This is a genomic window from Virgibacillus carmonensis, assembly GCF_057836705.1.
Genome location: NZ_JBYQFJ010000015.1, coordinates 1 through 15,023, shown reverse-complemented (window position 1 = coordinate 15,023; position 15,023 = coordinate 1). Strand labels below are relative to the sequence as shown.

Below are 15,023 nucleotides of genomic sequence, written 5' to 3'. Positions count from 1 at the left end.
AAAGTCAAACGGCCAAAAGACTTTATTTAACCTATGTATTCGTTATGTAGTCATAGTATAGACTATACGTAGTTCAAAGAAAAGGAGTTAATTAATCATGAATATACAACAAATTCGAAATGCTACACTAGTTGTTCAATATGCAGGCAAAAAGTTTTTAATAGATCCATTTCTAGCAGAGAAGGGAACTTATCCACCTTTCCCAAATTCATTAAGACAAGATCAAAATAACCCTTTAGTTAGCTTACCCACATCCATTGACAATATCATTAACGTTGATGCTGTTATTGTTACTCATTTGCATTATGACCATTGGGATGATGCTGCGAAAGAGGCATTGCCAAAAGAGATCAAAATGTTTGTACAAAATGAAGAAGATGCGAAAGAAATTAGAAGTGCTGGTTTTCAAAATTTAGAAGTTTTACAGGAAGATATAATCTTTGAAGGTATCCAATTGGTTAAAACTAAAGGCGAGCATGGAAGAGGAGAAATGGTAAAACTTGCTGGCCAAGTGTGTGGCGTTGTCTTTAAGCACCCTAATGAGAAAACTTTATATGTAACTGGAGATACTGTTTGGTATGAAGGTGTTCAGGACGTTATTGATACACACAATCCAGAAATCATTGTAGTAAATGGCGGAGATAATCAATTCTTTGAGGGTGGTTCTCTTGTTATGGGGAAAGAGGATATCTATGAAGTGTATAAGGCTGCCCCTAACGCAAAAATTATTTCTGTCCATATGGAAGCTGTTAATCATTGGACATTATCAAGAGAAGAATTAAAAAGCTTTATCAAGGAAAAAGGGATCTCCTCTAATATGTTAGTGCCAGACGACGGCGAGTCCTACACGTTTTAAGGTGAGAAGTGAATCATGACATCCGGGAGAGGAGGTTAAGTGGTGAAGCAAATAAAACCGAAATTGTGGACAAAAGATTTTATCATTCTTTCCTTGGTCAATTTTTTCTTGATCCTCATATACCTTTTATTGAATGCAACAATCGCTCTTTATGTGCTAAGAGAATTTGATGCATCTACCGGGCAGGCAGGTCTAGTAGCTGGCATTTTCATCATCGGGGCATTGACGGGTCGGTTGCTTACCGGGAAAATCGTTAATAGAATCGAATACAAACGAATATTAGTTATCGGACTTGTCTTCTTTACGGTAACTACACTCCTATACTTTGTGGATTATGGGCTTACCTTTTTAATTATTAGCCGATTCTTGAACGGCATTGCCATGGGGATAGCAACTACCGTCATTGGGACGATTGTTGTCCTCACGATACCGGAATCACAAAGAGGGGAAGGAATTGGCTACTTTGCTGTCAGTACAGCGTTGGCTACCGGACTTGGCCCGTTCATTGGCCTTTATATGACTCAGCATACCGGATTTGAGATGATTTTTATCTTTTGCCTTATGTTAGGGATTGTTAGTATGGTAACTGGCTTCTTCGTTAATGTTCCCATAGTGAAAACGGCAGAAATCAAACATGAAAACAAAGGGTTTAAGCTTTCCAACTTTATTGAGCCAAAAGCACTTCCCATCAGTTTTATTGTCCTTACGATGACCTTCTGCTTCTCAAGTGTTCTTTCATATATAAATCTTTACGCTATTGAGCTAAATTTAGTGGATGCAGCCAGTTTTTTCTTTATTGTCTATACAGTTACCGTCTTGGTATCGCGACCGTTCACCGGCCGGTTGATGGACAGTATAGGGCCAAACTATATTATGTATCCGGCTTTTTTTGTTTTCGGTGCCGGAATGCTTCTCCTCAGTACAGCAAATAGCGCTGTAACTTTCTTAATGGCAGGTGCTATGATTGGACTTGGTTTCGGGAATATTTCTTCCATCAGCCAGACCATAGCAGTGACAGTAGTTGCACCTCATCGTATGGGGCTCGCTACTGCCACTTTTTTCATCTTTTTTGATATCGGAAATGGATTTGGCCCTTCTCTTCTGGGACTTGTGATACCAGTAACTGGATATCCTACTATGTATGCGATTTTGGGAATCGCAGTTATTGCGATGTCTTTCCTCTATTACTTGCTGTATGGCAAAAAGGAAAGAGCAGACCGTATGCGCTTGATAGATTAAAATAATATAAACCTGGCAAATAGAGCAGTTGTAACTGCGGAAGAATAGGTTTTGCAATAACTAATTTCTCAATACAAAATTGCTGAAAAGGTGAATTTTATTAAAGATTCTTAATTTCATTTTAAGAATATGAAAAAGGCTATGGCAGCCTTGCACTAGCTCAAATTAAAGAGAAGTACCCAGATAATCGAATAATACTCAATATAGAAGTCATTGATGAGACAGCAAGTAACTATGAGCAAAGGGTAACAAGAAGAATGTTCTATACCCGGAATGGTTATCAAAGTTCAGGGCTCGCATATAAAGATCGCTGGGGTTTATATGAGGTTATGATAAACGGAGGTAAGGCTAATGAAGAAGAATTTTATGGTTTACTAAAAAGATTTGCAGGAGCTATACTTTTTTCGGTTTTCAAACCTCAAATAACATCATCTAGGGGTTTATAAATAAACCATTTAAACGAGCGCGCCCAATTGTGGACTAAAGAATTTAAAAAGGGAGTCACATAGTCTGTCGCGGAATTAACGACGCTTCCGCGCTTGCTACAGTGGAGATGGATATGGCGATTGGGCCTGGGGCTTACTAAGGTTGGCAATGCAATGGCCTTCAGTTCCGAATCAGTCGTCTTGAATGCGTTTCAGTTACAATGAGTAAAATTAGAAAAGAAAAGGTTTGATACTACAAAGAGTAAACGACATTCTGCGTAGTTTATTCTTTGGTTTACATATGACCGCGTATCGGTAGCTTCCATAAATTAGGTATATAAATTAAGAAACCCTGTAACTTATTACGTCAAGGTTACTGGGTTTCTTAATCTATGTGTAAAATAACGATTAAATTAACGCAAATTATCTCTTAAATTTACACTGGAACTTAAAATAGGAGTCAAAATTTCTGAGTTATGAAACCTTTCCTTTTAACGAAACGAAAAAAGCCGACATTTTAGATCGACTTTTAACTTTTTCTTATTCAACTAACGCACCCATTTGCGTAATATCATTATGTTGGTTTTTCCATAATAATAACCTTTGGTGTTGCTTTAAAATAAAGTTTGATCAAAATGGATTTATTATTTGTGAAGTAGTATTCAATTTTTAAAAAATTTGATTATTTTCTACCTGATAGTAATGTGGTAATTGACGCAATTTAATTCTATCATTTTAAAAGTGAGTTGCTTATGAAGATAAAAGCAACCCTTTGGAAAATCCTATCCAAAGAAGGCAAAACGGTTTAACTTTATTTTAAAGCCACAATTGTGTACGGAATTATCCGATGAAGTTGTTATACGAAAGATTTAAAAATAATAAAGCATGGAGTAAAGCTTATACCCTTTTTTATAGTAGGTGAACATTTGGACCTAAAACTAAGAAGAGGTTATACATAATCCCCGGAGTTCTTTACGAATCACGGGGATTTTATACTTAATATCTTCGTCCTACTCTTCTATCAATGGCTGTTCTTTCATATACCGATAAATAGGAACCACATCACCTTCATTGACCGGTACATAGTTAAAGGTAACATAACTATCGATTGATTCTGGCTCCAGTGCAACAGATATTAAGTTAGCTTCCGGCTGAGCGGAACTAATCACATAACTTCCTTTAGGGAATGTGCGTGTTGTTTCCGCTAAGTCAGTTGTAACATGGTTTATCTGATGGCCTTGGTATAACTCATCTTCAACCACCTTTTCCGTTATTTTATACCGTTCAACTGTCACCTCTTTTACGTCTTTAAGTTTTTTAACGTCTACTCCCTGGATTTTCAGTTTTTCTGCAATCTCGTGGTACTCCGGAGGCAGAATATAGGCAGTTGGGCGAACACGTTCCATGGTAGGTACCGCCTCTTTTGAACTGTAATAGTTGACTGGTATCTGCTCAATTGATCCTTCAGCTATGTCGACTACTTTAAGTTGTTGTTGACCAGGCAACTCTTGGCGCTTACTATCCAATACAATTTTATCGTTATTTCCTATCTTGCTGCCTTGGCGTATAATCTTGGCCTTAACATTTTCTATCACTTGTTTTATTGCAGTTGCACGCTTAGCACTTGATTTCAATAAGCTCGTATTAGCCGCCACTGTTGCAGCAACGCGACGTCCAAAAAGTTCACGTCCTATTCCAATCCCACGACTTTCAACAAGAATCGTAAAACTTGGCTGGAGACCATATGCATTGGTATCCATACGCGCCTCTAATCCACCTTCCGTAATAGTTGTTTCTTTAGCTGATCGATCAACAATATAATACGGATAAGAAGAGAAGCCGTTTTCTTTTAGGTCTTTGTGTGCTGATTTGACAAACCATTCAGATGATTTATTACGTATTGTTTTTGGTGTGTTCAGGTTGAAACCTGGAGCTAATAGAATGTCATGGTAAGGCAACGCTCCCTGTTTACCCACGTCCGGAAACTTACCTGGATACACACCATATTCATGCGAACTAATGACAACTTCCGGTTGAAATTGATTATATACCTTGTGAAGTGTACGAATTTCCGGAAGTTCAAGCTTTACATGGTCTCGATTTGCATCTAAACCGTTAGCCGTTTGACGTTGGAAATAGTATGAACCATCCGGGTTTATTCGTGGAATAATGATGACGTTAATATCGTCAAGTACCTTCTCTCCCAAATCTCCTGTAGCCAGTTTTTGCGCTATTACAAGCATGGACTCTCCACCAGCCGGTTCGTTCCCGTGTATCTGAGCTTCCAGCATTACTGTTGTTTTATTTTTAAAATCGGACGATTCCGTATTACCGCTTGTTGAGAAAATCAGCAACGGCAACTCCCGTCCTTCAAGTGAATTATCTGCGGTTCCCATCTTCATTAAATCACTCGAATGATCTAGATTTTGAAGAAATGACATCATTTCATTTTGTGTTGTGAAGTTTGATTTCCCTTCTTTAAAAGCAGGGGTATTCAAATAAATTTTAGGCATTGGATATAGTTCTTTTACTTGTTCAGGTTGCTCATAAAATTGACCGAAATAAGGAGTAAAACTTGAATTCATTTGTTCTACAGCTGTAGAAGACGTAATTGTTTTTTCTGAAGAAGCCTTACTTACCTGTCCTGTTCCAAATAGTGACGAAATCATTAAAATAATTGTAAAAACCGCTAATAATTTTGCGTTTCGAATAGCTAAGCCCTCCTTAAATATATTATCTTCTGTAGCCACATAGCGTAGCTATAAATGAATTAGGCTTCTGGAATATCACCTCCGTATGTAAACTACCTACCCTACTAATTTCGCTTTTTCGATTGTTAAATCCTTGCGTCAAAAGATGTGTTTTTGGAGGGGGTTGTTCCATTTGCTGGTACTTTATCATCAGATATCTTCATTTTCACCTCACAGTAAATACGGGAAAAACAACAAAGTAGATTTCTAATTAATGGGATATTGGGATTAATTACGAATGTTGCACGTTGGGGAAGTCCTGCGTCTTGCTTTGAAATAAAGTTTGTTCAAAAAACCTCACAAACCCGTATTTTACAGTAAATAAAAAGAATCCATTTTGAAAAAAGATTGATCACCAATGGATTCTTCTCTAGCATAATTAAGTTTCAGTTTTATAAAAACGTTTAAATCATTTTCTACTACCTTCGGTCTTAAACAATAGTGCCCTTTCGGAACAACTTACTATTCGAGGGAAGCCCTTTAATAGAAATCAACTGATCTCAATCATTTACCGGATAATGGCCAGGATCTACTATTTCTTAAAACTCTATTACTTTTGGTGATGATTGAAAATTATTAAGACAGATGTTCTAATTTCATTCTAATTCGTTCTCTTTTAAGATTTTTAAATAACATATTTTAAAGCAATTAAATTAAAATGTAGTGCAATTCGTGAATGAATTTCCTACTGTGCTTTTTTATTTATACAAAGGTTTTATAAGGGTTGTTTTCAACAAACGCATCGAATTCAAATCACTATTCCACAAAATGGCCCTATACATAAATAAAGAGCGCAATTCTTGCTACAGAAAAGCGCCACGTAATAAGTTTATTTTTCCTTATGTTTTTTCTGCATATGTTGTAAGTATTCTTCCGATTCCCCTTTTGGGATGCTTAGGGTTTTCCAATCCTCATCTTTTAATTGCTTTCCAATATAAACGATTTGCCCTATATGATAAGCATAATGAGCCATCTGTCTCTCTATCGCATCAAGTACCGTATGGCTTTCACTACGAATATGTATATTCTTTAACAAATCTTGTTCTTCCAAACTATTCAATGTTTCAAAAAGTATATTCCAACCCTTTTCCCACATTGCAATTAACTCTTGCTTTGATGATATATTATTTTCAAATTCTTGTTCGCGATTCCTATAAGGCTTTTCTCCATCCGAAGCTAAAAAGTCAGACCATCTAGATACCATATTTCCACTTAAATGTTTTACGATAACTGCAACACTATTCGATCCTTTATTTAAAATCCAATGAATCTCTTCTTCTGATAATTGACTTATTGTCTTATTCCCAAGACCTTTAACACTTTTAAGTCTGTCCTGGACAACTTGCAAATACTCATTTCCAAAACTCATTAGTCACCCCACCTTTACACGGTTATTTAGATAACCCTCAACTGCTAATAAAAAAACAACATCTAAGTTAATTTCAATTTTTTTCGAGTATTCCTTCTTTCACTCCACAAAATGGCCCTATACAAAAATAAAGAGCACAATTCTAATTCCAGAATCGCGCCACGTTCGTATAATGGCATAATTCCAATCTGATATTGGCTAATATTAGGTTTACTTTATTTCGTAAGAATTTCTATTACCAGATAAAGAAAGTTCTACTGTATTTCCAGAGGGATCTTTCACAACAAACCCCCAATATCCATTCCAGTAGTTCATATTGAAAAAGAAAGGTGAGTAGATATCATTTAAAATCGTTTATCAAGCTGTTAACTCCAGAATTGCAACAGGAGCCCGTGTCCTCAGAGTCATCGTATTTATCGTGGAGACGATTCCACTGATAAGGTTGCGTTTGCGGCACCCATTCAGGTGAATCTTCCCAATCTTCCTGCCGCCCGAACGGCGTTAGATCAAGATAACTCCAGTTAGTGCCCAAATGTTCAACCCCTCGAGCATCCGTTGAGTATGTAAGAAAAATCTGCTCCTTATCGCGTAAAAAAACACTGCAGAGGTGTGTTTCTCCACCTTCCGTCGTTGCCCCGAAGTCGTAATTAAACTCATTCCCAAATGAGGAGTACCAAAGCAGTGTCCATCCCATACGCTTCTTAAACGGTTCATTCTTCTTGAGTGGCGCACGAGAAATCAAGGCCAAGGATGTGTTTCGTGCTTGCAAATGAGCCGGATGCCCCATATTATCAACTACCATTGAACAACCATCACATCCCTCTGACCAATCAGGATTAAACATGAAGTGATAAACAATAAGCTGGCGACGTCCATCGAATAGATCCATTAGGTTCGCTGTTCCATTTGACCCCTCAAAAACAAACGTATTCTTTGTCGATCTGAACCATCGGAAGCCTACGGCAATCGGCAGCTAATGCGTCTAACGCGCGGGTTTGCTCCTTCTCCTTAACGAGTATTTTTTCGCGCTCAACTTGCCATTCCTTCCTGATACAATTTTTGATAATGGTTCATTCTTTTCAGACATCATCATATCTCCTTCCATGGGTGAATGTTATTTTTATGATTCCCTTCGAGTGTAACACGGTATATTTCTTGTGAGTTCTCCTCGATTGCGCCCTATCGTATTATGGCAGAATTCATTTTCTTTGTTATGGCTATTTGAATTCACCACGGACAGTTCGGCTCACATCGATCACCTTTGTCATTTGATTATATAACTTTTCAATCTGTTCATCATTATCAACTTTCTCCAGAACCTGACTATGGTGATCCAGATTATGATAACGATTAATTTCTAACATAAGTATCTCGCTTTCGTGTAGTTCAACTGCCGATGCCATTCCTGAACAACCATATTCTGGCTGAATAGATGCAGCAGTAAATGTTTCGCTCTGGATCGCACCATATTCTTTGTAAATACGTTCAGCTTCTCGATTAATTTTTAAAAATTGTTCTTTGTTTTCTTCCGGTACTGGATAAAGATAAATTTCTAAATACATGTTTACTCCTCCTTTAGATAAAATCATTAACGTTATTGTCAAGTTTAGCACACGCAACCATCAATAATTTTTTCTTAATTGCTAAATTTCTTTATTCAACAATCTGTCCCGTTTGAGTAGGAGTTATGTGGTAGCCGTTTAGCTCAACTAGAGATCTCTTGAATAAAGCATAAGTGCTAAACCTTATTCAGGAAACACACCCTTTTAGGAAGATCATTAATCCAACGGAATCTTACTGCTTTAATAAGCAAAGTAAGAATAAATATTGTACTGAGTTCACATTCATTAGATAACAATATGCTAAAGTGATATAATTGACAGAATATTTTAACTTGTGTTGATATAATTTATACGTAAAGGAGGACGAAACCAATGATGAATCATGAAGTTCTACCAAGACGTTGGGGTAACGATCAAATTATAACAAGCCCTGTTAACGGAAGTGTGGAAAGTATTAAGGTCGAATCTGGTGAGAGGGTTTGCGAACAGCAATCGTTAGTAATCATTCGAATAGAACAGGAAAATGTAGAGCAAATTATGACCGGCACAAGCGGAATAATCGAGGCATTAAATATGAAAGTTGGTGACAAAGTAGTCCGTGGCGATGTTCTCCTTTTTATAAAGGAAGATTTATAAGTCTGGAAAAAGTGTTCACCGAAAACGAAAGATCATGGGTGTTTTTTTGCCCACCCCCTCGAAAAGGTGTATGTCAAAATGTTATGAGTAAAATTCCAAATCCATCATCCAATGCAGCGTAACGGGCGCTTCCTTCTTCCGTAAAAGCGCCCTTTAAAGGAATAAGGGATGAACAATCCGGGTACAATAGCAACAGTAAAAATGAAGTGAAGGCTTAAAAGCAAGCACTCCATTTTTATTTTTAGTTTTGACTTTCGGTATAAATTTGAAAGGTCACCCCGAATTTATCTGTTACATCACCAAAACCCGGGCTGAAAGGGGTTTCTTCAAACGGCATATTTACTTTACCCTCTTGTTCTAAGGCTTCAAAAATTCGTTTTGATTTTTCCATGTCGTTAGTTGAAATGCAAATTGTTATTTGCTTACCCTTTTGAATAGCCGAACCATCCGGAGCATCGGAAAACATGAGCTCCGTTTCACCAACTTGTAACTTTGCGTGTGCCACAAGATTCTTCAGATCATCAGTGAAAGTATTTGGCATTTCCGGCATATCACCGTAAGTACTGATTGTGAGGACTTCGGCACCGATTGCTTGTTCATAAAACTGAATTGCTTCCCTTGCGTTCCCTTCCATATTTAAATATGGAATTAACCGTAACGTCATAATTAATAGGCTCCTTTACTTTGAATTGGGATTGTTCACTCTAGTTAACATATTCTTTGAATAACGAAGAAATCCTCCTTTTCATCCTAAATAACATTATCTTTGAACCTATTCCATGATATTGTGACGTGTTAAACGAACTGTTGAAGAAGCAAAAAAGTGCTACGCAGAGATTGCTAAAAACTACTTATTGAATGGTATTTCATCTCCATATATAGAACAGTTATCGTTCCCTCCTCAATATAATACAGCAGACCCTGTTATTAGATACTTCTAATATCCTTTTAAGCTCGACTAAGTATGATTTTTTCCGCCGGGTTTAAGGCGAAAACAAACCACTCCTTTTTGAAAACACCGCTTTTGAAGAATGCGGTTCCTATTTTTGAAAGTAAAATTTGCATTTATAATCTTCCACAGTCTGGCACTAAACAGGAAAAAGAGCGCTTACCCTTTATTCAAGGATTGCGCCTATTGAGTAAGACCGTTGACGGAATGATAAATATGGTTCATTTCCTCAACTTTATTATTGGAAGATATTTCTTCACCCCATGGGGTTTTACCAGCGATTAAGCAGGGTAAATGTTTGTAACATAATAGTCACATCTGTGGAGGGATAAGTTTGTAGAACACTATATACTTTCATAAACCATCCGTTGACCTACACACTGTCCTCTTACACTTTTATCACCCACCAAAGTTTTGTGGTCCACTATGACTGAAAAACCCATCACGGGCACAAGCAAGGTCAGAAGTGATGGGCAAGCTGGTACTATGTGTGAATTTTTCACCCGAATTTCTTGATTAACTAACAGACTCTTTATCATCTACATTTTGTAATGAACCTGTTTTAGCTATGCCATATCCACTAAAGATATATATAAGTGCGAATACTACGCCAAGATAAGTCATCGGAGCATATAAAATATATTCTCCAGTTGTAACCTGTAAAGTATCTGCTATAAATGCCCCCGTTACACCCCATGGGATAATTGGAGCTAATGCAGTTCCTGTATCTTCCATAGTCCTTGACCAGTTTTTATTATGCAATCCATATTTATTATACAATGGGGTTATGGTCGGCCCTAAAACAGCGTACGTTACATAATAGCTTCCAGTTATTGTAAAAAATAGTGCGTGTAAGGTTAAACTCGAAGCCATCATTGTTTTTGCACTCTTTGATAATCGTATAAATTTATCCAACATCGTTTGTATGACTCCAGCAGTTTGCAAGGGGGAACCGAAAATTGCAGCTCCGATTAACAGTGCGACAGTATCCAACATGCTGGATAGACCACCCCTTTGTAATATTTGATCAACAAGGGGGACATTAGTAGTATCTTGAAATCCACTATTGAGTACATTAGCGACTTCGAGAATATCTTTTCCTTGAAAGAAAACTGCTAATAGACAACCGCTTAAAATACCTATAACAAACACTGGCAGAGTTGGCTTCTTAAAATAAATTAGTACTAAAACAATAATTGGTGGAATTAACAATGTCGGGTTTAGGTTAAAATTCTCTTTTAGAGTTGATATTATTATTTCTACATTTCCACTATTTCCGGTACTACCTCCAAATTGGAAACCTAAAACAAAATACAGCACTAGTGAAATAATATAACCAGGTATGGTTGTCCATAATAAATGCTTTATGTGATCAACAAGCTCAACATTTGCCATTGCGGAACTCATTACAGTCGTATCTGATAGGGGGGATAATTTATCCCCAAAAATGGCACCAACTACGATTGCGCCCGCGGTGTAGTACACTGGAATACCAAAGCCGACGGAAACACCTATTAATGCAACTCCAACTGTTCCGATTGTTCCCCATGATGTTCCAGCCATTATTGACATTAAAGAGCAAATTATTGCGGTGATAAATAAGAAGTATATAGGATTAATGCTTAGCAATCCATAGTATACAATTAATGGAATGGTCCCAGATAACATCCAAGAACCTATTAACATCCCTACTGCAAGTAAAATTAAAATTGGCTTAAACATAGCTTTCAAATTATCCATTAAATCTTCTTCAATTTTTTTCCACTTAATTCCCCACATTACTGCTAGTGCAATAACTACTGAACCAGTTGAAATGAGAACAATAGTTGAAGGAGCACCTAGATATAGAACTCCAACTAAGATAAGCGTAAAGGAAAGAATTAATAGGATTAAAGCCTTTAATGTTGATAGCGTTTTATCCATTTATAGACCCCCTCGTATTAGTGTTACAGTTAAAAGTCAGTGTATGTAAAATTTTCAGAAACCCTACCATTGACATAACTGACTATGGATTCGCCCTTATCCTTACAGTATATTTAGTAATTTCATAGTCACTACCCCCTAAAAACATTTCCTCTATTTTGAAAAATTAGTTTAATCCAGTCTACTACAAAATGACTAAATTAACCACCAACTATTCTCTTGTAGAGAAGGCTTTTAATGAGTAATTACTTGTTTTGGCTATGAGGCTTATTAAACAAAATGGCCCGTTTGAGTTGGAGTTATATGGTAACCGTTTTAGCACAACTATCACATTTTCGACTCCAACTAACACTTTTCATTCCAAATATTATGCTTACGCATTTAATAAAGCTTAAGCCAAGAAAGAGCAAGTTATTAAACTGTAATGTAAAACTAATTCTAATATTTTTAATTTCGATGCCACCAAACTACCCACACTTATCAATTATAAGGTAACAGGAAATAAAACAACGATTGGTCTGGAAATGCCTAGATCACCGGATTTCGGTTATATTAATTTATTTACCTAAATCGGTAAATTTTATTAAAATATAGTAAAGATTCAGTAAACAATATCGCCTTTTGTATTTTAATAAGCTATGATAAAAACGAAATTAAAAATTTGACCTTGTCATTGACAAGAGTAAGGGGTTTAGCATGTTTATTTTTAAAAAAAGGAACAAAGATCTAAAAGGTTATATTACCACTGTTGTACTTGCAATAGCACTCGTTGCCATTAATCCGACTACGTCAGTGTTGGCAAAAGGGGAAGAAAAACCAAAATTTGAATTTGGACTTGTCCCAGATGCACAATATTGTGACTGTGATGCTTTCGGAACACGTTTTTACCGCAATTCAGTGGACAAGCTTATCGATGCCTCTCAAACTTTTAACCAGCATGAACTTGATTTCACTGTACAACTTGGTGATCTTATCGACAAGAACTTATCCAGTTTCTCTACAATGCTTCCCATTTATAACATGATAGAAGGTCCGAAATATCATGTACTTGGTAACCACGATTTTGCTGCGCCAACTGAAAAAGTTGTCGACATACTTGGTATGCCAAACCAGTACTACAATTTTAAATACAAAAATTGGCGTTTTGTTGTACTCGATACAAACGACCTTAGTCTCTATGCAAATCCCGAAGGTTCTGAAAAGTACCAGGAATCCGAAATCATGTACAACTCCTTAAAGGAAAATGGTGCGATTAATGCTCAAACATGGAACGGCGGTGTCAGCAATGATCAATTAACATGGTTACGTAATGTGCTTAGTAAGGCAGCAAAAACAAACGAAAACGTAGTGGTATTCTCACACATGCCAGTATATCCTGCGAACAATCACAACGTTTGGAACGATGATGCAGTAATAAAAGAGTTAGAGGCCGCTGGTAATGTAGTCGCCTATTTTAATGGACATAATCACTCTGGAAACTATGCAGTTAAAAATGGAATTCATTACGTAAACCTTAAGGGTATGGTGGAGACAGAAGACACTAATTCATATTCAATTGTCCAGGCTTACAAGGATCGCTTAGAAATCATTGGCTATGGCCGTGAGCAAGATCGAGTGTTAAAATTCCATGAAAACTAATATTTTGTGGGACACCAGACTAATGGTTTGCATCTTGCATAAAAAATACGACAGTAATATAGTTAGTTTTTTATAATCAAGATAACGTTTCTTCATATTTCGTTTAATTACTTTCTTGTAAAAATGGAAATAATGCATGTGCTTACTTTAGTATAGAAAAGTATTTAACTACCGTTTAATAGGTTTCAATCACAAAAAGGTCTAACACTAGACCTTTTTTGTAACGTAGATATCATATATAACACCGAATCCTCATAACCTTTTAAATACCTAGTAAAAAAGCCATATTCTCTAACCTCCTGGATATGGCTTTTTTCGTGGTCAAAGCCTTGTTGCAGGAACGCCAAGTCATTAATTTGGGGTTGTTTTTTTGCCATAAGAAAAGAGTAGCTTGATGCTACTCTAAGTCCACTATTATATTTACCGTCAGCTAACTAACATAGTAGTATAGTTTAAACACACTTCACATAAAAGTGCCCTTAAAAAATGAGCACTGATCTATCTTTATTATAGTAAAGCGCTCCTATTGCGACTATAAACTTAGTGTTCTTAAATTAGTAGACTTGGATCTCATTATCATTGTGACATGCCATTATTTTTTACTATTTTCAATAAAACAGTTACCTTGTCCCTCTTACTCCAAAATCCGTTTCATACTCTTAATGACACCCTGATGCAACCCTTCATGCCAGAGTGTGAATATGAACAGATCCCCCACCATCTTTAACTTTTTATCCCTAAATGCAAACACATTGGCTGCCGGTTCTCCTAATCTTCCGGAAAATGTCTCTCTTATTCGTTCCTTTTGTTCTATTTGCAACTCGCGTATTTCATACAAAGTAAGAGGCGAGGCAGACCAATTCTTTGGACTTGTCCCCGGTTTGAAAGCTTCCTGTACTTTTGTGGAAATTTCTCCGGATTGATTCATCCCAAAGTAATACATTACTCCCTCCTGTACAACGGAAATATGCCCTAAATTCCAGCGCAAGGAATTGCTATGTCCATTTGGAATCACATCAGCTAGTTCTTCTGAGGCAACAGAATCAAGTAGTTCGATGGATGACTCCCTGTAAAAATCATATTGTTCAAAAATCCCGTCTTCTTTCATTACTTTTACACTCCCTGTTTTTGGTTTATTTAAGTTTATCACATACGTCTGCTAAGGAATTCTTCTCGATCGCCCAAATGATCATCCTTTTATTCAATTAAATGGCCCTTTTGAGTAAGATTGTTCAACTTTTAGGAAAGCCCCCGGAAATTGTCCATTTGGACATTTTTGGGGGCGGATCATATGATAAAATAAAAAAGACCTTATAATTGAAATCTTTTTCACTTATCGAGCTTGTAAAAGTTTTTTATTTTGTAATCAAGTCATATTTCTTCAAGATATCCATGGTGATATTTTTTGCGGTTGTACCTGAGCCCTCGATATTGGTAATAAACACATATGAACGCTTTTCCGTTTCTATAAACCCAACGAACCATCCTAACCCTAAATCAGATAACCGAGTTCCCGTTTTTCCATACAGGATATAACGATCTCCTTCTTCTTGAATCATCATTCGTTTAACCGTATTCATAACAGGCTTATTGAAAGGGAGATTCTCCTTATACAATCTTTCCATAAAATCTGCTTGTTCCAATGGACTTATTTTTAAGGAGCTATCTAACCAAAA

Annotated in this window: 13 protein-coding genes; 4 read left to right on the top strand and 9 right to left on the bottom strand. The window is 36.7% G+C overall.

What is annotated here, in order from left to right; genetic code table 11:
• The first annotated feature begins 97 nt into the window (after window positions 1-97).
• Together AC3G7N_RS12675 and AC3G7N_RS12670 are read left to right on the top strand one after the other, a co-directional pair.
• Entirely contained in the window at window positions 98-856 is a 759-nt protein-coding gene (locus tag AC3G7N_RS12675) for an MBL fold metallo-hydrolase (protein ID WP_489422528.1), read from the top strand.
• 42 nt (window positions 857-898) lie between these two features.
• The gene (locus AC3G7N_RS12670) at window positions 899-2,095 is read left to right on the top strand and encodes an MFS transporter (RefSeq protein WP_489422527.1); all 1,197 of its coding nucleotides are present in this window, start codon (window positions 899-901) and stop codon (window positions 2,093-2,095) included.
• Between the two features lie 1,435 nt (window positions 2,096-3,530).
• Here the strand turns inward: AC3G7N_RS12670 and AC3G7N_RS12665 are convergent.
• The 5 genes from AC3G7N_RS12665 to AC3G7N_RS12645 form a co-directional block, all read right to left on the bottom strand.
• The gene (locus AC3G7N_RS12665; protein ID WP_489422526.1) at window positions 3,531-5,270 is read right to left on the bottom strand and encodes a M14 family metallopeptidase; all 1,740 of its coding nucleotides are present in this window, start codon (window positions 5,268-5,270) and stop codon (window positions 3,531-3,533) included.
• 829 nt (window positions 5,271-6,099) lie between these two features.
• Entirely contained in the window at window positions 6,100-6,639 is a 540-nt protein-coding gene (locus tag AC3G7N_RS12660) for a DUF1572 domain-containing protein (RefSeq protein WP_489422525.1), read from the bottom strand.
• Window positions 6,640-6,979: 340 nt separating this feature from the next.
• Window positions 6,980-7,528 (bottom strand): DUF899 family protein, encoded by a 549-nt coding sequence (locus AC3G7N_RS12655; protein ID WP_489422524.1) that lies wholly within the window; start codon window positions 7,526-7,528, stop codon window positions 6,980-6,982.
• 25 nt (window positions 7,529-7,553) lie between these two features.
• Window positions 7,554-7,658: a DUF899 family protein gene (locus AC3G7N_RS12650; protein ID WP_489422600.1), complete on the bottom strand. Its 105-nt coding sequence runs from the start codon at window positions 7,656-7,658 to the stop codon at window positions 7,554-7,556.
• Window positions 7,659-7,856: 198 nt separating this feature from the next.
• A complete protein-coding gene (locus tag AC3G7N_RS12645; RefSeq protein ID WP_489422523.1) occupies window positions 7,857-8,201 on the bottom strand; it encodes a DUF1428 family protein in 345 nt (114 codons plus the stop codon).
• Between the two features lie 372 nt (window positions 8,202-8,573).
• Between AC3G7N_RS12645 and AC3G7N_RS12640 the strand changes: the two genes are divergently transcribed.
• Complete coding sequence (locus AC3G7N_RS12640) at window positions 8,574-8,837, top strand: biotin/lipoyl attachment domain-containing protein (RefSeq protein ID WP_489422522.1); 264 nt, start codon at window positions 8,574-8,576, stop codon at window positions 8,835-8,837.
• A 241-nt stretch (window positions 8,838-9,078) separates the two neighbouring features.
• Here AC3G7N_RS12640 and AC3G7N_RS12635 read toward each other — a convergent pair whose 3' ends face one another.
• Both AC3G7N_RS12635 and nhaC read right to left on the bottom strand, forming a co-directional pair.
• Window positions 9,079-9,501, bottom strand: coding sequence for a VOC family protein (locus AC3G7N_RS12635; protein ID WP_489422521.1), 423 nt, complete (start codon window positions 9,499-9,501; stop codon window positions 9,079-9,081).
• Window positions 9,502-10,302: 801 nt separating this feature from the next.
• Complete coding sequence (nhaC, locus tag AC3G7N_RS12630; RefSeq protein WP_489422520.1) at window positions 10,303-11,709, bottom strand: Na+/H+ antiporter NhaC; 1,407 nt, start codon at window positions 11,707-11,709, stop codon at window positions 10,303-10,305.
• 696 nt (window positions 11,710-12,405) lie between these two features.
• Here nhaC and AC3G7N_RS12625 point away from each other — a divergent pair.
• Entirely contained in the window at window positions 12,406-13,347 is a 942-nt protein-coding gene (locus AC3G7N_RS12625) for a metallophosphoesterase (RefSeq protein WP_489422519.1), read from the top strand.
• A gap of 634 nt (window positions 13,348-13,981) precedes the next feature.
• Here the strand turns inward: AC3G7N_RS12625 and AC3G7N_RS12620 are convergent.
• The gene (locus tag AC3G7N_RS12620; RefSeq protein WP_489422518.1) at window positions 13,982-14,455 is read right to left on the bottom strand and encodes a DinB family protein; all 474 of its coding nucleotides are present in this window, start codon (window positions 14,453-14,455) and stop codon (window positions 13,982-13,984) included.
• Window positions 14,456-14,702: 247 nt separating this feature from the next.
• A partial coding sequence (locus AC3G7N_RS12615) for a penicillin-binding transpeptidase domain-containing protein (RefSeq protein WP_489422517.1) occupies window positions 14,703-15,023 on the bottom strand: 321 nt, incomplete at its 5' end.